The 23,201-nt window shown below is 56.9% G+C and carries 14 protein-coding genes; 4 read left to right on the top strand and 10 right to left on the bottom strand.

Annotated features, from left to right (window positions below; all coding sequences use genetic code 11):
* Positions 1–129: 129 nt before the first annotated feature.
* Entirely contained in the window at positions 130–711 is a 582-nt protein-coding gene (locus tag OQ371_RS20730; protein WP_265990245.1) for a hypothetical protein, read from the bottom strand.
* Positions 712–893: 182 nt separating this feature from the next.
* Here OQ371_RS20730 and OQ371_RS20735 point away from each other — a divergent pair, with 182 nt between their 5' ends.
* A complete protein-coding gene (locus tag OQ371_RS20735; protein WP_265990246.1) occupies positions 894–1,700 on the top strand; it encodes an MBL fold metallo-hydrolase in 807 nt (268 codons plus the stop codon).
* 121 nt (positions 1,701–1,821) lie between these two features.
* On the opposite strand, the gene OQ371_RS20740 is transcribed toward OQ371_RS20735, so the two are convergent.
* From OQ371_RS20740 to OQ371_RS20755, 4 genes are all read right to left on the bottom strand, one after another.
* Complete coding sequence (locus OQ371_RS20740) at positions 1,822–5,301, bottom strand: PVC-type heme-binding CxxCH protein (RefSeq protein ID WP_265990247.1); 3,480 nt, start codon at positions 5,299–5,301, stop codon at positions 1,822–1,824.
* A gap of 2 nt (positions 5,302–5,303) precedes the next feature.
* On the bottom strand, positions 5,304–6,554 hold the full coding sequence (locus OQ371_RS20745; RefSeq protein WP_265990248.1) for a GDSL-type esterase/lipase family protein: 1,251 nt from the start codon (positions 6,552–6,554) through the stop codon (positions 5,304–5,306).
* A gap of 97 nt (positions 6,555–6,651) precedes the next feature.
* On the bottom strand, positions 6,652–8,550 hold the full coding sequence (locus OQ371_RS20750) for an AAA domain-containing protein (protein ID WP_265990249.1): 1,899 nt from the start codon (positions 8,548–8,550) through the stop codon (positions 6,652–6,654).
* A gap of 56 nt (positions 8,551–8,606) precedes the next feature.
* Positions 8,607–9,098: a GNAT family N-acetyltransferase gene (locus OQ371_RS20755; RefSeq protein WP_265990250.1), complete on the bottom strand. Its 492-nt coding sequence runs from the start codon at positions 9,096–9,098 to the stop codon at positions 8,607–8,609.
* 214 nt (positions 9,099–9,312) lie between these two features.
* Between OQ371_RS20755 and OQ371_RS20760 the strand changes: the two genes are divergently transcribed.
* Together OQ371_RS20760 and OQ371_RS20765 are read left to right on the top strand one after the other, a co-directional pair.
* A complete protein-coding gene (locus OQ371_RS20760; RefSeq protein ID WP_265990251.1) occupies positions 9,313–10,635 on the top strand; it encodes an MFS transporter in 1,323 nt (440 codons plus the stop codon).
* An 88-nt stretch (positions 10,636–10,723) separates the two neighbouring features.
* Entirely contained in the window at positions 10,724–11,515 is a 792-nt protein-coding gene (locus OQ371_RS20765) for an NIPSNAP family protein (protein ID WP_265990252.1), read from the top strand.
* 44 nt (positions 11,516–11,559) lie between these two features.
* On the opposite strand, the gene OQ371_RS20770 is transcribed toward OQ371_RS20765, so the two are convergent.
* From OQ371_RS20770 to OQ371_RS20785, 4 genes are all read right to left on the bottom strand, one after another.
* Positions 11,560–12,411 (bottom strand): hypothetical protein, encoded by an 852-nt coding sequence (locus OQ371_RS20770; RefSeq protein WP_265990253.1) that lies wholly within the window; start codon positions 12,409–12,411, stop codon positions 11,560–11,562.
* A gap of 178 nt (positions 12,412–12,589) precedes the next feature.
* Positions 12,590–14,059: a RagB/SusD family nutrient uptake outer membrane protein gene (locus OQ371_RS20775; protein ID WP_265990254.1), complete on the bottom strand. Its 1,470-nt coding sequence runs from the start codon at positions 14,057–14,059 to the stop codon at positions 12,590–12,592.
* Positions 14,060–14,177: 118 nt separating this feature from the next.
* On the bottom strand, positions 14,178–17,606 hold the full coding sequence (locus OQ371_RS20780; protein WP_265990255.1) for a TonB-dependent receptor: 3,429 nt from the start codon (positions 17,604–17,606) through the stop codon (positions 14,178–14,180).
* Positions 17,607–17,736: 130 nt separating this feature from the next.
* On the bottom strand, positions 17,737–18,828 hold the full coding sequence (locus OQ371_RS20785; RefSeq protein WP_265990256.1) for a FecR family protein: 1,092 nt from the start codon (positions 18,826–18,828) through the stop codon (positions 17,737–17,739).
* A 272-nt stretch (positions 18,829–19,100) separates the two neighbouring features.
* Between OQ371_RS20785 and OQ371_RS20790 the strand changes: the two genes are divergently transcribed.
* Positions 19,101–22,445: an FG-GAP-like repeat-containing protein gene (locus OQ371_RS20790; RefSeq protein ID WP_265990257.1), complete on the top strand. Its 3,345-nt coding sequence runs from the start codon at positions 19,101–19,103 to the stop codon at positions 22,443–22,445.
* Here the strand turns inward: OQ371_RS20790 and OQ371_RS20795 are convergent.
* Entirely contained in the window at positions 22,419–23,003 is a 585-nt protein-coding gene (locus OQ371_RS20795) for an RNA polymerase sigma factor (RefSeq protein WP_265990258.1), read from the bottom strand. The two genes, OQ371_RS20790 and OQ371_RS20795, sit on opposite strands and share 27 nt — an antisense overlap.
* Between the last annotated feature and the right edge of the window lie 198 nt (positions 23,004–23,201).

Consider the following 23,201-nt stretch of genomic DNA (forward strand, 5'->3'; position numbering starts at 1 on the left):
TTTTGTTGCATCCTACGGTGTTACTGCGGATTCATTGGGCTTAACGATATTATCCGGACAAAATCTCGTCGGGAGAATTTCACTAAACGGGGTGCGTGTTAAAATCAATTTCAAATGTTGTTGCATCCTTTATTTAGGAACCGAATCCTGACCGGGCTGCGTCAGGTCCAGAGCCAATCCTTTCTCAATCCAACCCCGAACGTCATATCCTTTCTTGGATAACAAATCCACCAAATCAACGAGGTTGTACGGTGTTGTGTATGAGCCGTCGTGCCGCCATTTAATCTGTAAGTCTTTTCGAATAAAAAGCTCAACCGCCTGACCCGATGCCGGCGAAAACGCAATCTGAACGCCGGATTCCCGGCCGGTTTGTTCTTCCCGATACACGCTTATCTCCATCTTCCCTTCTTCCAAACCAAGGGGAGCGTTTGAATACTGCACCAGTTTGAGAACCTCCCGGGCGTCTTCCTTTAAAAGCCTGGTCAACGGCCGAAGAAACGGTACAATCTGGTCAATTGGAATCCAGTCGCCCGATACACCATCGATCGGGTCCGGGAAACTGATGTAAGCACGGTCCTGATCGGGATGATCTTCTTCTCCCGTATGAAGTCCCATTAGCAGGGCCAGCCGCCACCCCGAACTGTCGGATCGGTAAACCACTCGAAAGCCAATTACCTGGGCCAAATCCCGAATATCCAATTGAGCGGTCATACAAAGATAATGGTGGGCTGTCACCAAATATGGGATGTCTGCTAACAATAGCTTAATTCGGAGGCTTTTTGTTTGTTACTTTGGATGCAATGTGTTTAAATATTTAGTTAACGGCGTAGAGACCGTTTAACGCCACCCCGAAAACCGTTGGCTAACCCTTCCTTTTAATTCCGTTAAAGACCATGACTGAATCAATGATCTGCACCACCTGCGGAACCCAGTATCCGCCCAACCAGCCGCTGCCCGAGCTGTGTCCGATCTGCAACGACGACCGCCAGTACCTCCCCGAAACGGGCCAGAATTGGACCCGGTTGGCCGAATTGAACAAAACGCACCAGGTCCGGATCAGTCAGCTATCCGCTCAAATCTGGAGCCTGAAAATGCAGCCGGATTTTGCCATTGCTAACCGGGCGTTGCTGGTTCAGTCGCCCGGCGGCAACATCCTGTGGGACTGTATGCCGCTGCTCGACGAGCAGACGGAAGATTTCATCCGGTCGGTTGGCGGATTGAAAGCCATTGCTTTTTCGCACCCGCACTATTATACGACCATGAACGAATGGGCTGCCCGGTTCGCCTGCCCGGTTTACATTCATGAAAACGATCGGCCCTGGATTCTGTATCCCGGTGAAGCCATCCGGCTCTGGAACGGGGCGCGTCATGAACTCTGGGACGGTATTCAGATCATCCATACGGGCGGCCATTTTCCGGGTAGCTGCGTGCTGCACCTGCCGTCGGAAACCGACCGGGGCACGCTTCTGTGCGGAGACAGCCTGTTGCTGTCGCGCAGCAAACGCCATCTGGCGGTGATGTTCAGTTACCCCAACCAGATTCTGTTGCCCCGGGACGAGTTTGCGGCTTTCGACGGACGGACGGCGGGGCTGGCGTTCGACAACCTGCACGGCGCTTTCGATCATCAGGACCTGACGGGCAACGCCATGACGGTTTTTACCACGTCCATGCAGCGGTACCGGGATAGCTACGGTTTGTAGATCATCGACGGTTCCTATCGTTACTATACGGTTTCAGCCGCCTGGTTTCAAGGAGCGTAAAAACAGAAAAACCGACGTTTGCCGCGTCGGTTTTTCTGTTGATAAATCCAGGTTCGCTGCGTCACCGCCCCATCACCAACCGCGTTTGGGCGGGAGTGTTGGCGGCATCCTGCAATTGCAGGCTCAGGGAACGGTCCTTGTAAGCGGCCCGGTCGACGGCCAGCGTGATGGCGTGAACGCCCTGCGGCAAATCGGCAACGATGCCCTGCTCGGTGAGTCTGGCGGGTTTCGAACCAATCCAGGCGGTAATGCCGGCCGTCGAAGGAAACGCGAGATTCACCGTGCCCGGACTAACCACCTCAATTTCAAACCGCACGAAGCTGTACCGTTTGCCGTTGCTGCCGTCAACCATCGGCAACTCATCCAGCGGCAGATCACCGGCCACTTTGCTGTAAACCGGCTGCCAGTACGCTTTCGCGTTGTCTTTAGCGAGGTAACCCGCGCCTTCCGCCTGAATCTTTTTCGACACATCCTTGGTGGCCGAAACCGTGTTCCAGCGCCGGACAAACCGGGCCGTGGGCACGCGGAACTGGCCGGATTCCCCCATTTTCGACAGGAAGCCGATCAGGTCGATGAATTCCTGCTTGTCCAGACTGGCCGTCAAACCCGCGGGCATGAGCGAACCGGGCACGCGTTCGACGGTGCTGATCTGGCTTTTCGGCACGGATACTTCCTGGCCGGAAATGTCGCGCACCACGATGTCCGAAGTGCCGCTGCCGACGATGTAGCCCATCATCTCGCTGCCGTCTTTCTTGGCTACCCGCTGCAATTCGTAGCCTTCTTTGATGGACACGTTCGGATAAAGAATCGAGCGGGTGATGGTTTCGATGGGTGAACTGGTTCCGAGGCTGCTCAAATCCGGTCCGATGCGGCCCCCGGCCCCGCCAATGGCGTGGCAGGTCTGACAGGTCAGCGCGGCCCGCCGGAAAATGAGTTCGCCTTTCGCCGGATCAGCCGTTTCCCGAACCAGCTGGGCTAGCCCGCTGATTTCCTGGGCCGACAGTTCCTGCGGCATTTTTTCGGGCGGCAACACCCCGCCGGACGCTTCCAGGGCGGTGGTCAGCAGTTTAACGTTTTCGTCGTTGCGCCGGTTGTAGGGCACCCGCTGCTGCAGCAGTTGCCGTCCTTCTTTCGCCCGGTTGGCCGGAATCTTTTTCGCCGTCAGTTCGTCGGCCAGGGCTTTGGCGCCCGGCCGGTTCGTCAGAAATGCGGTAAAAAGCTCGGAAACGTCGGTTTGGGCGGGTAACGTCCGCAGCAGTTCCGCCCCAACTTTTGCCCCTTCGGCAGTATTCACGGCAATTAGCTGAGCGGCCGCCATCACCCGAAGATCGGCCGAGTTTTTGGCCGTGGTCAGGTCCGTCAGGAGTTGCCGGGCTTTGTCTTTGTCGAGGGATGCCAGGGCCGACAGAGCCGCTTTTTTCGTGTTTTTATCGCCTTTCTGGGCCAGATTCACCAACGTGCCCGTCAGGTCTTCCAGCCGCCACAAACCGATCAGGCGGATGGCGCTCGTGGCTACGGCATCGTCGTCGTTTTCGATCAAACCCGTAATGCGATTCAGGTTCTGCGTCGGCTTGACACCCCGGCGAGCGGCTTCTTCCAACGTTGCCAACTGAGCGGCCACGGCTTTGCTGCCGCCCTGAACGGCTTTTTCAAACAGCATGTTCAAGTCGGACGATTTGCCGTATTTGGCGATGGAACTCAGAACATCTTTCTGGTATTCGTCCGGAACCTGATCTTTTTGGTAAAGCTGCGTCAGTTGCGCAACGGCTTCCGGGCTGCTCACCGATTTAAGGGCAAAAGCCGTGTTTTTGGCATTGCCGAAAAAGCCCGCTTCTTCCTTCAGCCGACTCGCCCACATCGGTTCGAGTTCCCGGACGGTTTGCCAGAGCGCGTAATCCAGAAATTCATCCATCGGTTTATCCAGTACCGTCAGGGCCGTCCGGGCGGCTTCCGCCGAGGGAACGGTCCGGAGCGCAATCACGGCTTCCATCCGGACCTGCGGGTGGTTGTCGGCCACGGCTTTGGTCAGCAGCGCCGGAACGTCTTTCACCTGATTGTGCCAGAGCGACAGCGCCCGAACAGCAGCCGCCCGCGCCTGGGGTGTCTTGGCGTTCAGCAGCGTCCGCAGAAGGGGTTCGTTGACCACTTCCAGCGTCTGGTAGGTCCAGAGCGCTTCGAGCAGATGGTGTTCGTACTGGGCGTCGTTTTTATCGAGTTCCTGCACCCATTTTTGCAGCGCCGGAACCACTTCCTTCGCGCCCCGGGCTTTCAAGACCTGCTTGGCCTGCGAGCGGGTCCAGTCTTCCGGCAGTTTCAGGGCGTCCAGCAATTCGGTTACCGAGGCTTTGGTCAACTGCGGCTTTTTCACCAGTGGACGGTTTTTGGCCACAATCCGCCAGATGCGACCGTGCTGCTGGTCCCGGCGCGGGTCGTGGAAGTCCACTTCGCCGTGTTGAATAATCGGGTTGTACCAGTCGGCCACGTAAATCGCCCCGTCGGGTCCAACGGAAATATCCACCGGGCGGAAGGCGACGTGATCGGTCCACAGCAAATCTTCTAGTTGTTTGGATGCGTAGCCGCTGCCCTGTTCTTCCAGCCGGAAGCGGTTGATTCGGTTGGCCCGGAAGTCGTTGGTAATCAGCGTGCCCTGCAGGTTATCGGGCAGGTGACGGCCCGAAATGACGTCCAGGCCGCTGTGTTTGGGTTGGCCCGGATTCAAGCCGCGCAGGATGCGGGCTGCCCCCGGTGCGGTCACAAACGTAGCGCCCGGAAACCCGTAGTTGATGCCTTCGCCCCCCGCGCCGTCGGTCAGAAACGACTGGCCCCAGCGATCGAACTGAAGGCCCCAGGGATTGATCAACCCCCGCACGTACACGTCCATGTTCAGGGTTCTGGTGTTTAGCTGCCAGGCGCCCCCGCCTTCGAGCCGTTTGATGCCCTGGGGCGTTTCAACGTGGCTGTAGATGTAAATCGACTGGTTGAAGTACAATAGCCCCTCCGGCCCCCAGCGAAAGGTGTGAATCAGGTGGTGGGTGTCACCCGTACCGAAACCGTTCAGAATCCGACGCTTTTTATCGGCTTTGCCATCGCCGTCCGTGTCGGCAAAGTGGAGAATTTCGGTGGAGTTGGCCACGTATACCCCGCCATCGCCGGGCAGAATACCGGTGGGCGTGATGAGTCCTTCGGCAAAAATCGTCGATTTGTCGGCCTTGCCGTCGCCGTCCGTATCTTCCAGCACAAACACCTTGTCGTTGGCTTCCTCGCCGGTTTTCAGGTGCGGATAAGCCGTGCTGCTGACCACCCACAACCGACCGTCGGCGTCCCAGTTCATCTGGATGGGTTTGGCCACCAGCGGTTCGGCGGCAAACAGCGTTACTTCAAAACCGTCGGCAATTTTGAAGGACTCCAGTTCTTTTTTTACATCCGGATTCGGAATGTCTTTGCGGTCGTCCTGGTGGAAAGACGCGGTCATCACCAACCCGATTGGCAGGATGATGGCGCGTAAAACGTTCGGAAACCGTCTTATTTTCAAGGCTTTCATGCTTATTTCAACAGGGTAAGGGAATAGACTTTTGATTTGGGCTGGCGGGTCAGGGCAATCTGACTTTCGAGCCATTTGATGAGGATGTTCTGTTCTTCCAGTCCCTTCACGTGCCGGCCCTGCTCGTAGGAGCGAAAGCCCAGAATGTAGGTCTGGTTCAGCGGGCGGTACTGGAAATAAAACAGTTCGTTCTTTTTCAGGATCAGCTGGCGCAGTTGTTCGGCCTGGGTGTAGGAAGCGCCCTGCCGGATGGGAACGCCCTCGGCCCATTGCTTCGCCGATGCCGTGATCACCTCTTCGTGGTCGGCGGTGAGGGTGTAAAATCCTTTTTTCAGACCGGTTATTTTAAGCGTCCGGCCGTCGGCCACCCCGGCTCCGGTTTCCGGGTCGTGGTCGGGTAGGGGCAGCGGCAGGTAGCGTTCGTCCATCGTAAACTTCAACGAACCGTTCTCCTTGCCGGCGTCCAGAATTTTAGTCGGGGCAGGGGTTTCGGCGCCGTTTTTACCCACGTTGATCGCAACGGTTTCGACCGCGGGAGCCAGCCCGAGTCCTTTTTCCAGCGCGGTTGCCAGGTAATAATAACCGGTTGCGTTCAGGTGCACGCCGTTTTCCAGAATGGGCGCTTTCTGGCTAAGTTCCTGAATCCGTTTGTACAGATCGATAAACCGTTTGCCGCGCTCGGTCGCCGTTTTGGCAATTTCAGCCGCGTAGCGCTCCAGCATCGCGTTGCGTTGACCCACGTTCTGCGACGAATCAAACGCGACGACCGGGATGGGGGAGAGCAGAACGGTCTGGGCACCCAGTTGGTCAATTTTATCGAGCAGTTTGGTCAAACCCTCCTTGAACCGGGGTAAACCCGCTTCGCCCTCCTGCGCTTCCACCCCGCCGTAGCCCAGAAAAACGATGGTCGGTTTGGCCTGCGTCAGTTGGTTCATCAGGTGTTCGTAAGCCGTCGGTGGGTTGGTGAAGGTGCTGCGGGCATCGCCAAACACGTTGTCGCCCGTCCAGCCGAGGTTCCGGAACGTCACGAAGCGGTCGGGCCAGCGGGTAGTCAGGGCCAGTTCGAGGTAGCCGTACTGGAAGTCATTTTCAAACAGGGAGTTGCCGAGGAAAACCACCCGGTCGCCGTCTTTCAGCTCAAAGGGGGCGCTGGCGGTTCGGGGTTGGTTTTGGGCAAAAACCCGTCCGTTCAGAAGGATAACGATTAGTAGGAAAAGGAAACCAAGCGTGGCCGGAGCCTTAAGCTTTCTCATGCATTGTTAATTAAAAGTAATCAAAGGGTTTGGGGTATTGTAGCAAAAGGCAAACAAGGAGCTTTTTCTACTGACAAAAAGCCGCTCCCAAGCGATTTTAGAGCCATTCCCAGGCGCTCCGGTAGCCGTTGAGGTTTTCTGAATACGTAATGAAATCGGCGTAAAAGGGCAGCCCGGCCAGCGTCGCACTGTCGCCCACGATGATCAGCTTTTTGCGGGCGCGGGTCATGGCCACGTTCATCCGGCGAATGTCGGACAGAAAACCGATGTCGCCCGCGGCATTGCTCCGGGTCATGGAAATATAGACAATGTCCCGTTCCTGGCCCTGAAAACTGTCGATGGTGTTGACCGAAATCGTGCGCAAATACGGCTGTAACTCCGGCGTGTGCAGCAGCTGCTCGTTCAGAACGGCCAGTTGCTGTTTGTAGGGCGAAATGACGGCGATGGTCGGGAAGTTCTCGGGCAGATAATGCGGGCCCAGTTCGGCCACCAGTTCGGTCAGGTGCTTCATCAGCAGGGCCGCTTCCTCCGGATTGGTGGAGCTGGTGCCCTCCAGTTTTTCGTCGAACCCGCAGCCCGCCGTATCGATGAATTGCAGGGAGGTGTCGCCCTCAAACAGCGCATGAGCCGCCACCGAGGGGTGGGCCTTGACCTGGTTGGCGTAAAACACCTGCGAGGAATAGCCCATGATGTGATGGTGCATCCGGTACTGCTCCTCCAGCAGGCTGACGGCTTCGGGGTGCCGGGCCACGCTTTTTTCCAGCAGGGTGGTATTCAGCCCCTTGCGGGCGGCTTCGGTCGATTTGATGGTCGGCGGCAACTGGCAGTGATCTCCGGCCAACACCACCTTCTGGGCTTTCAGAATCGGAATCCAGCAGGCCGGTTCCAGCGCCTGCCCGGCTTCGTCGATGACCACCGTATGGAAGCGCAGGTTCCGGATCATGTACTGGTTGGAGCCCACGAGCGTAGCCGTAATGACCTGCGCTTTCGTCACCAGATCGTCCACGACGTACTGCTCAATATCCGTCACCTCCTTCATGATGCGGTGGGCTTCATCAAACAGGGCTTTCCGCTGGTCGCGCTCGGCTTTCCCGAAATTGCGCTTGTACTTGTGGGCCATGTTTTTGAACTCGGCAGCCTGTTTCTTCAGCTTCTTGGCGTCCTTCATCTGGGGGTGGTCGGCCATTTTCTGGTCCAGTGTGAGCGCCATCAGCCGCTCCGACACGCGGGCCGGATTGCCCACCCGCAGGACGTTTAGCCCCTGTTCATGGAGTTTTTCGCTCAGCAGATCGACGGCGGTGTTGCTGGGAGCCGCCACCAGAATTTGCCGATGATCCTGCTTCACCAGGGCTTTGATGGCCTGCACCAGCGTGGTGGTTTTGCCGGTACCCGGCGGGCCGTGAACGATGGCCAGTTCGTTGGCCGCCCGGATTTTGTCGACCGCCCGTTGCTGGCTCTCGTTGAGTTGCGGCATGGGCAGGGGCGGCAGGTCGGGGTGGAACGTCGGGGACGCCTGGCCGGTCAGAATCTGGACCAGCCGGTTTTGCGGTTTCTCGGTCAGGGTGCTGGCCAGCTTGAGGGCGTCCTGCATTTCGTCGTAGCTCTTGTCGTCGAACAGCAGTTCAACGCCCAGCTTGCCATCGCGCGACCAATCGGGCAGTTCGTCGGTCAGCAGGGTAATTTTAAGCCGGTTGCCGCTCTGGTGGGCAATGGTGCCTTCCACCCGGTCGGTTTTCGGGTCGTGGTTGCTGAAAAATACGGCGGGCATTCCGGCCCGGAACTGGTGCGATAGATCGTGGTGCGTGGTGCGTTCCACTTCCACCGTCAGGTAATCGCCCCGGCTGGGTTCGGAGCCGCGGATGGCGATGGGGTACCAGGTCAGGCCGTTGGACCGGCGCTCGGCAATGGAGGTGGTTTCGGTGAGTTTGCGGTATTGGGTACGGTCTTCTTCCCGTTCAATTTTCAGTAACTCAAGCAACTGTTTAAAGTAATCCATTCCCAAAGATAACGCTTATTCCAGCGCCCTGAAAACGGGAAAAAGCCATATTTTGGTCAAAACCGCATCACGTAATACTGGCAGAGAAAGGTTTGCCCGAACTCCTCGACGGGCCGCTGGAACGTAGGGCTAAAACCGTTGCGTTCGTAAAACCGCATCAGGGCCGGGCGGGTGGCGTCGGTTTCGAGCTGAATTTCGTGAATCCCCCGTTTGCGGCACTCGCTGCGGCAAAATTCCAGGATGGGCGCGAACAGGTTTTGCCCGGAAAAGAGCCGCCGAATGGCCAGTTTGTGAATGAAACCGGCGGTGTTGTCGGGTACGTCTCCGAAATAAAGCGGGTCTTTCCATTGCAGGATAAACGTAGCCGCCGGAACGTCGTCGGCGTAGAGCACGTAGCTGTGGTCGCGCGTGTCGGCGTCGAAGAGGTTTTCGGCGGTGAGCGTGTTGGGTTGCCACAATTCCTGCCCGGAATCGGTCAGCCACTGGCCCACCTCGCGGACAATCGCCAGAAAGTCGTCGGGGCGGTCGTTACGAAACGTAAAGGTCATGGTGTTGTGTTGCCGAAAAAAGGTATGATCGGTTACTAGGTAAAGCACATTCCCCAAAAATTTGTTCACCAAGGCGGTTTTGCCTCAAAAAAAGATGATTTGGTGCGATCTTGTTGAAGGTTCCTTAAACATCTTTGCGGAACGGATAGTTAGAAAATCGCCTTTCTTTGTCTAGCCGGATGCTCGGGTGGCCGTAGGCGTAACAACTATCTATATGCCTGCGGCCCGCCCGACATCTATTTACCCGCTGACACTGAGCCAAAACCGGTATTTACGGTACGGCGTTTTTTTCTACCTCTACGTGATGCAGGGCATTCCGGCGGGTTTTTCCCTGACGGCCCTGGCCAATTACCTGACCGCCGAGGGCGTCAAACCGTCGGTGATCGGTTCGTTTGCGGCCATTATCGGTTTGCCCTGGGCGTTTCAGTTCGTTTGGGGAACCTTCATCGACCGCTACCAGGGCTCGGCGATGGGCCGGCGGAAGCCGTGGGTCGTGGGGGCGCAGAGCCTGGCGTTTCTGGCTTCGCTGAGTTTGCTGGTCATTCGGAACCCGGTGGCGGAAGTGCAGACGCTGGCCTGGCTGTTTTTTGCCCACAGCGTGTTTGCGTCGGTGCAGGATGCGAGCGTGGATGCCATGGCGATTTCCGTGATTCGGGAAGGGGAGCGGGGACGCGTCAACGCGTTTATGCGGGCGGGTTTTCTGCTGGGCATGGGGCTGGGGGCGGCCGTGTTTTCGCACCTGCTGCGCCAATACGGTTTTTTCAGCGCGGCCCTGACTTTGTCGCTGAGTTTGCTGGCGCTGACCCTGCTGACGTTTTTCATCCGCGAGCGCCCGGAAGATCGCCTTTTGCCGTTTTCCCGAAAACCCCTGACGGCTTTTCCGGACGCCGTCGTCCAACGGACGGTATTGACGCAGCACGATTTCCGGTGGCTGTTTACTGAACTGTTTAAAGGCTTACTGGCCCGGCGGAGTCTGCTGCTGTTTGGGGCGGTGGTGGCCGCTTACCTGAGTGTCAGCCTGTTTGTCCGCGCCTACAATTACCACCTGATCCAGGTGCTGGGCTGGGCCGATACGTCGGTTTCGTTTCTGACGGGAACGTACGGCATGCTGGTAGCGACGATCTCGGCGCTCGTGGGCGGCTACCTGGCCGACTGGCTGGGCAACCGCCGTTTTCTGCTGATCGTGCTAACGCTGATTGCGGTGTACCTGCTGAGTTTCAACCTTATGGCCGACTGGTGGCGGTGGCCTTCGGTTGCCCAGGGCGGGCTGATTGCGTTCTACTTCATGGACCCCTTTATCAGCGTGGCCGCCATGCCGCTGCTGATGGCCGTTTGCCGACCGGGCGTGGAGGGTTCGCAGTTCACGACTTATATGGCGTTTGTGAATTTGTCCGACATCGCCGGAACGTTTCTGGCGGGGCAGGCGCTACTGCACATCGGAGCGCCGGTGATCGGGCTGATGGCGGGGGGGCTGGTGGCGCTCGCCCTGCTGACGGTGCTGTTTCTGGTGCGAATTCCGACTGTTGGGACTCGGTAAGCGGACCGTTGGATTACTGACGAAAGCAGGAAGAGGTAGACCGGCTATTTTTTCTACTTTCGTGGAAAAAACCGTGTCACCACTTCCAATGAAAAGACGTCAGTTTGTCAAGTCATCCCTTTTAACCACTTCGGCGGCTGGTTTGCTGAATCCGCTGGATCAGTCCGCCCATCAACAAAATACCGCACCGGAATTTTATGAACTCCGGATTTACACCCTGAAAAACGGCAAACAGCAGAAGGTGGTCGAAAATTACCTCCAGAATGCCGTCATTCCAGCGTATAACCGGCTGGGCAGCAAAACCGTCGGCGTGTTTACCGAACACCTCCCGCAGAGCCAGAGCAAACTGGTGGTGGTCATTCCGTTTTCGTCGCTGGACGAATACTTCAGCCGGCCCGAAAAACTAAGCAAAGATTCGGCGTACCAGCAGGCGGCTGCCGACTACCTGAACGCGGAAGCGACCAATCCGCCCTACGAACGCATCGAAAGTTCGCTGATGCGGGCCTTTGCCGACATGCCCAAACTGGAAGCGCCCGAGAAAAAACCGCGCATTTTTGAGCTGCGTCGCTACGAAAGCCACAACGAAACGGCCGGAAAGAAGAAAATCGAGATGTTTAACGAAGGCGGGGAAATCAAAATCTTCAAGCGCGTCGGCCTGACGCCGGTGTTTTTCGGGGAAACGCTCATCGGCGCTTTCCGCCCGAACCTGACCTATATGCTGACGTTTGACGACATGGCGGAGCACGACCGCAACTGGAAAACGTTCGGCAGCGATCCGGACTGGAAGAAGGTGAGCAGCCTGCCCGAGTACGCCAACGACCGCATCCTGTCGAACATCAACCGGATGTTTCTGATCCCGACGGCTTTCTCGCAAATCTAATGCTGTATTACCGGGAGCATTCGATGCTCCCGGTAGTCAACTTCTTACTGCGGGCATTCCCACTCGTAGCCGTTGATGAGCAACCGAATTCGGGGATCATCGGCGTATTTATGCATTCGAATCTGATATTTGAGCCGTCCGGCACTGTCGTAAATATATTTCAGGTCGAATTCTATCTGAACACCTGGTATGATTGCGTGCATATCGGTACGCAGGTTCCGGTCGGATTTTCCAAAGAACGTAACCGGATCGGGAACCGGATTCGGTTTGGTTAAATCATACTCGTAGGTGGTTATGTTCCCTCCCTCATCAGCCCTGACCAGGTTGCCGTTTTCAATCGTGTACGTATAGGGTCCCCGGCGGATGACGTACCCTTCGGCATCGTAGGTAACGTTTGAATCAATGACCATTCCCTGGCTATTGAGGGTGTATGTCTTATGGTAAGACGGGGGGACCGGATAGTGAAAATAATCCGGGGTGTCTTTTACATCGATTTGAGTTGGCGAAGTGTAGGTGTACTCGTAGGTAAAGTTTGCCGTTGGTCTCTTCAATCGATTAACGGTTTTTATGACCCGCCCCTGGGCATCGTATTCGTACGAGGTATTGCTCTCTTCGGCCCCGATCCGGTAGGTTTCGTCTTTCCAGCCAATGGCGTAAGAAACTCCATTGATTTGCTGAATGTCACGAACAAAGAAAAGGCCTTCGTTCCAGCCGGTAACCTGCTGGCCCACTGTCACGGTTTCGCCGGGCTGGAGCGAGCGATAATTCAGGTCGGATAGCCGCAAACGGATTCGGCAGGGATTGGTTTCCTGGGGTGGAAAGTGATCCTGCACGGCGCAGGAACCAATCAGAAAAATTAAACAGGCGGGGAGAAAAGAACGTAGTAACGTGTGCATGATCTGAAGGGTTTAGACTTACAGCATAGACATCTTTTGCCGGCTCAACGTTGTAATGCGTCTTGTAGAAATTGTATAAAATGGTCGAAAAGTTATAGTTTGGTTGGCGGTTCCGCAAAAAGAAACCCCGCCCTTCAACCGGCGGGGTTCGGGATACAATCGGGAAACGCTAGGGGTGTTACCTGGGCGGGTACTGCGTCAGGTTTTTCATCAGATCCAGTTCCGCCGTCGGCACGGGCCAGTATTCGTGCTGGCCTTTCACGAATCCTTTTTTGCTCAGCTTTTCTTCCAACTGCCCCCAGCGGGCCAGGTCGTAAAACCGGTGGCCTTCGTAGACCAGTTCAACCCGGCGCTCGTTCTGAATAATCGTCCGGAGGCTGGCCTGGGCCGTTTCCGTCACGGCGGCCAGTTTAGCTCGCGATCGCACTTCGTTCAATGGTTTAAGCGCATCGGCTGATTTACCCAGTTCGTTGAGCGCTTCGGCCTGATTCAGCAGCACTTCCGCGTAGCGAATGATGGGGTAATTCACGTCGAAGTTGTCCACCTGCGCCATGATTTTTCCCTCGGGCAAAAATTTACGGACGTTGGCGTTGTTGAAATACTGCGTGCGCATGGGCAGGCTCGGAAACACTTTCGGGCCGGTTCCGTCCACGTCGATGGAGTCGGCGGGCGTGGCTCCGGCAATCAGGACGGATTTCCGCCGAATGTCGCCGGGAGCAAACAGTTTCTTGGATTCCTCGCTGGGCGTGTACCAGTTGGCCCAGCCAATGGTCGGGCTCCACATGGCGGCAATGGAGTTTTCGGAAGCATCCGACCAGTACCCCGGCGCAAAGCCCACCGACTGAAAATCCATCAGGGATTCGGAACTGTTGTCGGCCTGGCCATTGAACATCGCGATGTAGTTGGGCACCAGCCGGTATTGCCCCAGCGTGATTACCTGCTGCGAGGCATCGGCGGCCTGTTGCCATTTTTTCTGGTAGAGGTACACCCGGCCCAGGAAGCCCTGCGCGGCCCCTTTGGTGACCCGGCCGACGGGGTTGCTGGCGGCCACCGGAAGGTCCGGGATGGCCGCGGTCAGATCGGCTTCAACCTGTTGGTAAACCGTCGCCTGCGGAGTCCGGGCCAGATCGGCGTACTCGGGTTGCGTCAGCACTTTGGTGAAAAACGGAATGTCGCCAAACGTGATCGTGAGGTTCCAGTAGTAGAGCGCCCGCAGAAATTTGGCTTCGGCCAGGTACTGCTTTTTCAGGGCCTCGTCCATCGTAACGGGGGGCACTTTTTCCAGGAAGGTGTTGGCCCGGAAAATCCCTTTGTAGGCGTCGTACCAGCGGGCGCGCGAGAACGGGTTATCGGGAAACCACCGGAAATCGCTGGCGTTTTTAAAGTGAAAACCGTAATCGCCCGTGTCGCCGGTTTTTTCGTCGATGTCGTCGGACGGACAGCTTCCCAGAACGATCACGGATTCGCGGTATAATCCTTTCTGGCCAATCACGTCGTACACCGCCGTCAGGGCTTGTTCTACGTCTTTGGCGTCTTTGAAAAAGTTGGATTCGGCAACGCCGTTGGTGAATTCTTTGGTGACAAAGTCTTCTTTACAGCCAAACACCAGGGTGGCAGTCAGCAGGAGAGAAAGTAGGCTATATTTCATGATTTCTTCAAGTATCGAGTTGGTTGTTTTGGAGAGAAAAGAGCCAGGAAAAAAGACAAGAGAACCATACCCAGCATCCAGTATCTTTCATCTATTGTCTCCTCTCTCTTGTCTCCATTTAAAAATCGAATCGAACACCCAGCGACGAGGTGCGGGCCTGCGGATACAGGTCGTTGTAAATACCGGCCCGGGCGCTGTTGTTGTCGTCGAGCCCGACTTCCGGATCAACCCCGCTGAATTTGGTCAGCACGAACGCGTTCTGAACGGCCACGTACACCCGCGCCGAGCTAACTCCCAGTTTCTTAAGACCCGGGCCGCTGATGGTGTATCCCAGCTGAATGTTTTTCAAACGCAGGTACGAACCGTTCTCGACCAGGTGACTGGCCACGCGGCTGTTCAGGTTGGGGTCCGACAGGATGGGGCGCGGAATGCTGTTGCTCGTTCCCGGACCGCTCCAGGCGCCGGTAACGGTTTCAATTTTGTTCCAGGCCCGGCCCGAGCTTTCCAGACTTGTCCGGTTCAGGTTCAGAATGTCGTTGCCGCTCACACCGAAGAATTGCAGGCTCAGGTCAAAGTTCTTGTAACCGGCATCCCCGCCGAAACCGTAGGTAAACGAGGGCGTCGGGTTGCCAATGATGGTTTTGTCGGATTCGTCGATTTTGCCGTCGCCGTTCAGGTCCTGGTATTTGAAATCGCCCGGGGCGGTTCCGGCGGCCTGGTAGGGGGTGGCTTCGTTGCCGTCGAGGGCGTTGGCGGCTGCCACTTCAGCCGGGGTCTGAAACAAGCCTTCGGAAATCAAGCCGTAGTACACGCCCAGGGGCTGGCCTTCGCGGATGATCGTGATGGCGCCCGAACCCGGGTAAGTCAAGCCGACAATGTCGCGGCTGCCGCCCAGCGAAACCACTTTGTTGTTATAAGTGGTCAGGTTCCCGTTCAGGTTGTAGCGCAGCGCGCCCACCGAGTTGCGGAATCCCAGGTTGAATTCCATGCCCTTGTTGGTCAGGCTTCCCACATTGCGCACGGTGGTTTGCAGGCCCGATACGCCCGGCAGCGTCAGCGTCAGCAGCATGTCGGTGCGGGTCCGGTTGAAATATTCCGCCGAAAAGCTCAGGCGGTTGTTGAACAGCCCCGATTCCAGCCCGATGTTGTATTCCGTTACGGTTTCCCACTTGATGTCGGGGTTGCCCAGGTCGCTCAGGGCCGCCCCGATGGACGACTGGCCCGTCTGGTTGCCGAAGGCGTAGTTGAAGCCGCTGCCGACGCGGGCCAGGTACATGAAGTTTCCGATGGCATCCGAACCCACCTGACCCCAGCCCGCCCGGAGTTTCAGGTCGCTGACCACGGCATTCTTGGGAAAGAAACCTTCCTCCGACACGCGCCAGCCCCCCGAAATCGACGGAAAGACGCCGTATTTTTTATTCGCTCCGAACTTGGAGGAACCGTCCTGGCGCAGGTTGAAGGTCAGCAGGTACCGGTCGGCGTAGCTGTAGGCAATCCGGCCAAAGACGGACGCCAGTGATTCTTCGCCCGAACTGGTGGCCGTGCTCAGCGATTTGGCTCCCTGGCTGGTAATTTCTTGGAAAGCATCGGTGTCGTAGGTGGCGTTCTGGTACGCCGAGCGGCCTTTGTAATCGAGCGCCGTCGTGCCCAGCAGCAGGTTTACGTTGTGCTTACCGAAATCCTGGGTGTAGGTCAGGGTGTTTTCCCAGGTCCACTGGCGGCCCAGCGATGAGCCCACGTTCAGCGACGAAAGGCCCGCCGAGTTGAGCAGCCCCGACGTCCAGATCGGGTTGAAGGTGTAGCTGGAACCGTTGTGCACGTTGGCCGAGAAGCTGGTGCGGAAAACCAGGCGTTTGATGGGCTGGTACTCCGCGTACAGATTGCCGATCAGGTTGTACTCTTCGTTGTCGATTTTAGGGCGTAGCTGATCAAAAACCGGGTTGGAGGGCCGTTCAAACCGGCTGTCGACCGGGCCCGCAAACGTGCCGTCGGGATTGTACACCGGCATGGTCGGCAAGGTCTGGTAGATGTTGGTAAACACCCCGCCGATGAATTGCCGGTTGCCCGCGCCGTTGTCCCGGCGGTTGATCCGGGCCACCGACAGGCTGTTGCCAATTTTCACTTTGTCGGAAATCTGGTTGTCGGTATTCACCCGCACCGACATCCGCTCAAACCACGTCCGGATCATCATCCCGTCGTTGTTGAAGTAGTTGGCCGACACAAAATATTTGTTCTTGGCGCCCCCGCCTGCAATCGAAAACTGGTGTTCCTGAATCCGGCCGGTCTGCATCATTTCGTCGATCCAGTTGGTGCCGACGCCCAGTGTGGTGGGGTCCGCAAACGGGGCGGGTTGACCGGCGGCCACGAACGCCGTGTTCATGTTTTGTCCAAACTGGGTAGCATTCAGCGGATTCGGCAGCTTTCGGGTCGGGTTCTGAATCCCGTAATAACTGCTCCAGCTGAGCCGGGGCGTTCCCGAACTGCCGCGTTTGGTCGTGATGAGCACCACCCCGTTGGCCGCCCGCGTTCCGTAGATGGCTGTCGAAGCGGCATCTTTCAGGATGTCGATGGATTCAATATCGTTGGTGTTGATGGTCGCCAGCGGGTTGGAATTTTCGCTGTCGCCACCGCCCACCTGCACACCGTCGATGATGTAAAGCGGGTTGCTGTTGTTGATGGCACCCACCCCGCGAATCCGGACGCTAATGCCGCCCCCGGGCTGACCGCCGTTGGTGGTTACGTAAACACCCGGAACTTTGCCCTGCAGCGCATTGTCGAAGCTGGGCGACTGCACTTTCGTAATTTCGGACGCTTTAACGGAAACAATGGAGCCGGTTACGTTGCTTTTCTTCTGCTCGCCGTAACCCACCACCACCACTTCGTCGAGGGATTTGTCACTGACCGACAGCGAGATATCAATGGTGGTTCGTCCGCCCACGACCAGCTCCTGCGATGCGTACCCTACGTAACTGAAGACCAGCGTGGTATTTTCGTCCGGTACGACGATTCGGTACGCTCCGCTGGCGTCGGTGTTGGTGCCCCGGGTAGTGCCTTTGATAACGACGTTAACGCCCGGGATGCCTTCGCCTTTTTCGTCGGTTACTTTACCGCTGACGTTCTGGTCCACCACGGCTTCGTTCAAAACCGGCACGGACAGAAGGCTGGTGCTGGGGCCGTTAACGGTTTCTTTACGCAGGATGATGGTTTTGCCGGAAACCTCATAAGCCGCCCCCAGCGGTTTGAGCAGGTCATCCAGAACTTTTTCCAGGTTTTGCCCGGCCGCTTCGTAGGTAACCTTCTGGTGCGACGGGATGAGTCGGGAGCTGTAGACAAACTGCACATCCGCCTGCTGCTCAATCTCCCGGAAAACGCGCTTCATTTCCAATTGTTTGGCCCGCAGCGTTACTTTTCGGGCCAGCAGGTCCTGCGCCTTGCCGTCGAGGGCGAACGTCGTTCCTACCGCCCAGATCAGCAGCAACAGGGGTAAAAGTCCAACGCGCATAAGTAACCGGAGGGAAAGGGTTCGGTAGAAAAAATTTTCTTTCATACATTTGAAGGGTTTTGTTGGAATTTAAAGGTTCGGCAAAATCATCCCCGTACCCGGCAAAACCGGGTGATGCGTTCGTCCAGCACGGGGAACTTCCGGTCATTCATGCTGCAACATGAATGACCTTTTCTTACGCATTACAGCCTTTAATGTCGAGCACAAGCTGACCGTCCTGCATCGAATAACTGCCGTTGAGGGCCGTGCAGATAAACTGAAGCATTTCGTGCAGCGACTGGTCGGCAAACCGGGCCGTCAGCGGGCAATCTCTGACCTGATTTTCGTCGTAAACAATGCGAATTCCGTACGCATCTTCCAGCGTTTTCAAGACCGTCGGCAAAGGCGTATCGTCAAACGCAAACTGGTAAAAAACGGGGTCCCGTTCGGTATCAGTCGGCAGCAAAGGGCTTTTCGTCATGCGGGCTTTCTGCCGGGAATACTCCACCTGCTGATTGGCTTTCAGCACCACCTCCGGGGTGTTCGGAGAAGCCGCCGTTGGCAGATGATTCCGGTGGAATACCGCCACCCGGCCCGTTTTGACCTTTACGGAGATGCCGGGGTCGTCCTGAAAAGCCCGCACCGAAAAACTGGTTCCCAACACCTTGGTCACGATTTCACCGGCAAATACCAGAAAGGGCCGCTTGGGATCTTTCCGGACTTCAAAAAAAGCATCCCCGGTCAGGTGAACTTCCCGCTTTCCGGCTTCGAAAACCGCTGGAAACCGCAGCTTGCTCCTGGGCTGGAGGACTACCACGCTGCCGTCGCTGAGGTTCACCAGCAGGGGCTTCTGGGTCAGGTTCTCACGCTCCGTCAACCGGGAGGGGGGCTGTTCTTTCGACGTCCGTGACGACTCGGACCGCAGAAGACGGTTTTCCCATAACCACCCGCCCAGGGCCAGCAACAGCGCCACCGAAGCCGCGGCCAGCCAGCGGTTTCGGTTAAACCAACCCGAATGAACCACCCGCCCTTCGGTTTCACCTGCCGTGGCCCGGGTCACCGTCTGCCGGATGGACTCTTCCAGCTCGGTTTCCCCCAACGGCTGCTCCCGAACCTGCAGGGCCAGCACCAGCGCCCGGGCCTGTTGGACCACCGCCGTTTTTTCCGGATGTTCGGCCAGCCACTGTTGCCAGATCGCGTGGGTAGCAGGGGTCGGGTGCAGCACCCAGTCCCGGAAAAGATCGTCCCAGACGAATTGTTCAGCCGTGTAAGTAAGATACTGTTGCATTGGATTGCGTGACCGTTTCAAACGATGATAGACGGAAGGAAAGGCCGGATACTATAATTTGTCCGAAAAAAATCGATTTCTTTTCGGACGGTCCAGGCCCACAAGCCGGTAGGCTTGACTTTCGATAACGTCGGGAGCAACCCGGGGTTATCCAGCGTTATCCCCGGGCGGGGTTGCGGGATTTTTGCGCTTGGGTAGAGTATTTGGGGAGCGGGGATGTCTAGTAGGAAGAGAAGCGATCTGCTTGATGCCTAAACCGTGTGTCTGTTTCTATGAAAGCCGTTCTGCCGCTCGTCGGCCTGTTGCTGGGATTGTGGAGCTGCCACTCCGCCGATGAAAAACTGTTTACCCGAATGCCGTCGGACGAAACCGGCGTGCACTTTCGGAATACGGTGGCCGAGGACGAGCGGCATAATCTTTTCGATTATCACCTGGTGTACAATGGCGCGGGCGTCGCCGTGGGCGATCTGAACAACGACGGTTTTGCCGACTTGTACTTTGCGGGCAATCAGTCGGGCGATAAAGTATACCTCCATCGGGGAGAGGCCGGCGGCAAACCACTGCGCTTCACGGATGTTACCGAAAAGGCAGGAATTCAGCCGCGGGGCTGGTCGGTGGGCGTAACGCTGGTGGACATCAACGCCGACGGATTTCTGGATATCTACGTCTGCAAATCCGGCAATTATCCGGGCGTCGAGCGCGCCAACCAATTGTATATCAATCAGGGCGCTTCGGACGGCGGGACGGTTCGCTTCAAGGAAAGTGCCGCGCAGTACGGACTGGCCGATACGTCGTACACCACACAGTCGGCTTTTTTCGATTACGACCATGACGGCGATCTGGACTGTTACTTGCTAACGACCACCGGCCTGGTGCAAAACCCGAACAAAATTGAACCGGCGGTGATCGACGGCAGCGGTTTTTCACCGGATAAATTGTACCGCAACAACGGCAACGGCACGTTTACAGACGTGAGCGGTCCGGCCGGCATCCGGCACGACGGCCTGGGGCTGGGCGTGGCCGTGGCCGACCTGAACGACGATGGCTGGGAGGATCTTTATGTCTCCAACGACTTTCTGAACAACGATTACCTGTACATCAACAACCACGACGGCACTTTTCGCGAGTCTGCTGGTCAGTATTTCAAGCACCAGAGCCGGTTTTCGATGGGCAACGACGTGGCCGACGTAAACAACGACGGGCGGCTGGACGTAATGACGCTCGACATGCTGCCTGCCGGTAACCTGCAACGCAAAAAGATGACCGGGGCGGGTCATTTCGAACAGTTCGAGCTGGAGTTGCGGGCGGGGTATCAGCCCCAGTACATGCGCAACATGCTGCACATCAACCAGGGCCCGACCCCGGGCGGTCAGGTGCTGTTTTCCGAAGTGGGGCAACTGGCGGGGGTGCACGCAACGGACTGGAGCTGGGCGCCCCTGTTTGCCGATCTCGACAACGACGGCCACAAGGACCTGTTTGTGACCAACGGCTACCTGCGCGACATCACCGATCTGGATTTTGTGGCCTACAACGTCAATTTCTGGCAAACCGGCAACACCCAGGCCGACTTTCGGCGCTCCACCATCGAACGGGCCGCCAAAATGCCCTCCTGGAACAACGTCAATTTCTTCTTCCGAAACCGGGGCGACCTCACTTTCGAGGATGCAACCGCCTTCTGGTTTGGCGATGAAACCTCGCTCTCGAACGGGGCCGCCTACGCCGATCTGGACAACGATGGCGACCTGGACCTGATCGTGAACAACATCAACGAGGAAGCCTTCATTCTGCGGAACAATTCACCCAAAACGAATTTTCTGGACGTGCGGCTGAACGGTTCGGACAGGAATACGTTGGGGTTGGGCAGCAGGGTGACGGTTTTTGCGAACGGCCAGCAACAAACGCAGGTCCAGGCCGTAACGCGGGGCTACGCGTCGTCGGTTGATTACCGGCTGCATTTTGGCCTGGGAGCCCGCCAGCGGGTTGATTCGCTGGAAGTGGTCTGGCCGGACGGCCGACGGGAATTGCTGCGAAATAGGCCGGCGAATCAGGTGTTGACGCTGGAGTATCGCAACGCAAAACCAGACCGGAAAACAAACCCGGTTCCCGAAAACCGTCTCTGGGTTGACGCGACGGCCCGGAGCGGTGTGCCGTACGCCCACCGGGAAGAGCCGTTTCTTGACTACAGCACCGAGGTTTTGCTGCCGCATAAATTCTCCCAGCAGGGGCCGAAGCTGGCGGCTGGTGACGTCAACGGCGACGGGCTGGAGGATTTTTTTGTGGGCGGGGCCTACGGGCAGTACGGGAAACTGTTTATCCAGACGGCCAGCGGGTTTCGGCAGCAGGCCTATACTGACGAATCAAAACCGAAGCAGGAAGAGGACATCGGGGCGCTGTTTTTCGATGCCGACGGCGACACCGATGCCGATTTGTACATTGTGAACGGGTCCAACGAGTTCGACGACCGTTCGGCGTATTTGCAGGACCGGCTTTATTTGAACGACGGGAAAGGGAAATTTCGTCCGGCTCCGCAAAAATTGCCCCCCATCCGGCGAAGCGGCTCCTGCGTTCGGGCAGCTGACTTCGACAAGGACGGCGATCTGGATCTGTTTCGGGGGGGGCGGCTGGTGCCGAGTCAGTATCCGCTGCCGGGCGAAAGCTTTCTGCTGCAAAATAACCGGGGCTCTTTTACCGACGTGGCCGATGCCGTGGCTCCGGGTCTCAAATCCGTTGGCATGGTGACGGATGCGGTCTGGGCTGATCTCGACGCCGACTCCTGGCCGGACCTGATCGTGGTGGGAGAACTGATGCCGATAACAATTTTCAAAAACAACCGGGGTCGGCTGACCAAACTGGATGCCTTTCCGCAGTCGGACGGTTTCTGGAACTGCGTCAAAAGCGGAGATTTTGACCACGACGGCGATCCGGACCTGGTGGTGGGCAACACGGGCCTGAACACCCGCTACCGTTGTTCACCCGCGGAGCCGCTGAGTGTGTACGCGGCTGATTTTGACCAGAATGGTACGCTCGATGCCGTTTCGTCGTACTTTCTGACGGGTCGTGAGTACCCCGTTCCGCCCCGGGATTTATTGATGAAGCAAATGCCGTCGATGCGTAAGAAATTTGAGCAGTACGCTGATTACGCCCGGGCCGAACTCCGGGATGTTCTGACCTCCGGGCAGATTGATAAAGCGCAGGTCAGGCGGGCCTATGGGCAGGAAAGCGTCTGGATTGAGAACCGGGGCAAGGGGCAGTTTCGGATCAGGCCATTGCCGCAGGAAGCTCAGTGGGCGCCCGTTCAGGACCTTCTGGTGGAAGACTGCAACGACGACGGGCATCTGGATGTGGTGCTGGTGGGCAATGCGTACGACGTGGAACCCGTTGTCGGGCGGCATGATGCCTCGGTTGGTCTGGTGTTGCTGGGCGACGGGAAGGGGCATTTCAAATCCCAATCGTACGATAAAACCGGGTTGGTGGCCGACGGAGATTGCCGGTCTGTTTTGTCGGTAGGCGGGAAGGCCGGACGCTGGCTGATCGTTGCTCAAAACAACGCACCCGTACAGGTATACGCCCGTTCGCGGACAGTGGGGATGTTAGCCAAAACACGCCAGAAGCAGTAAAACCAGCAGAACCTTGGTTTTTAACTGGGATTTCAGCCATTTCAGGGCGAGTTGAGCCAGGTTGGATACCGACTGCGGAGAAATGTTCATGACCTCGGCAATCTGGTCGCGGCTGAGTTCCTGAAAATATTTCAGGTAGATGACCTCCTGTTGGCGTTTGGGCAGTGAGTGAAGCAGCCGCAAGCACTGCCTGGCGGTTTGCAGCGTTGACTCTTCCCGGATGAAGGCTTCCTCCACCGAAAATTCAACCTCGAAATCCTGTTCCGCGTAGAGATTATCGGGTTCCAGTACCAACCGGTTGGCCATTACGACCCGGTGAATCCGTCGGCGTAGTGACGCCATCAGGTATGGTTTGGGCGGAATTTCCCGATCGAGCACCCCTCTTTTTTGCCAGACTTCCAGAAAAACATCCTGAATGCAATCCTTGACGAGTTCCCGGTTGCGGGAGAACTTGCATCCGTACTGAAACAGGGGCTGAAAAAACAGGCGAACCAACCGTTCATACGCGGTGGCGTCGCCCGAAATGGCCTGCGTCCAGAGGAGGTAATGGTTGTCCATCGTTTGTTAAAAAGCCGTCTCTACAAGTAACCTACTGTTTACTTCCATTATAATCCAGTAGAGTGTAGTAAAGTCAGCGTGGCAACGAAGGTAAGCAATTGGTTAGGAAAAATTATGACAAAAAAGTGATTTTTTTAGAGTTTGTGATGATAGTAGAAACGTGTAAAGGATGGTCAGGTAAGTGGGTAACCGTTTACC

The sequence above is a fragment of the Larkinella insperata genome, assembly GCF_026248825.1.
Taxonomy (GTDB): Bacteria; Bacteroidota; Bacteroidia; order Cytophagales; family Spirosomataceae; genus Larkinella; species Larkinella insperata.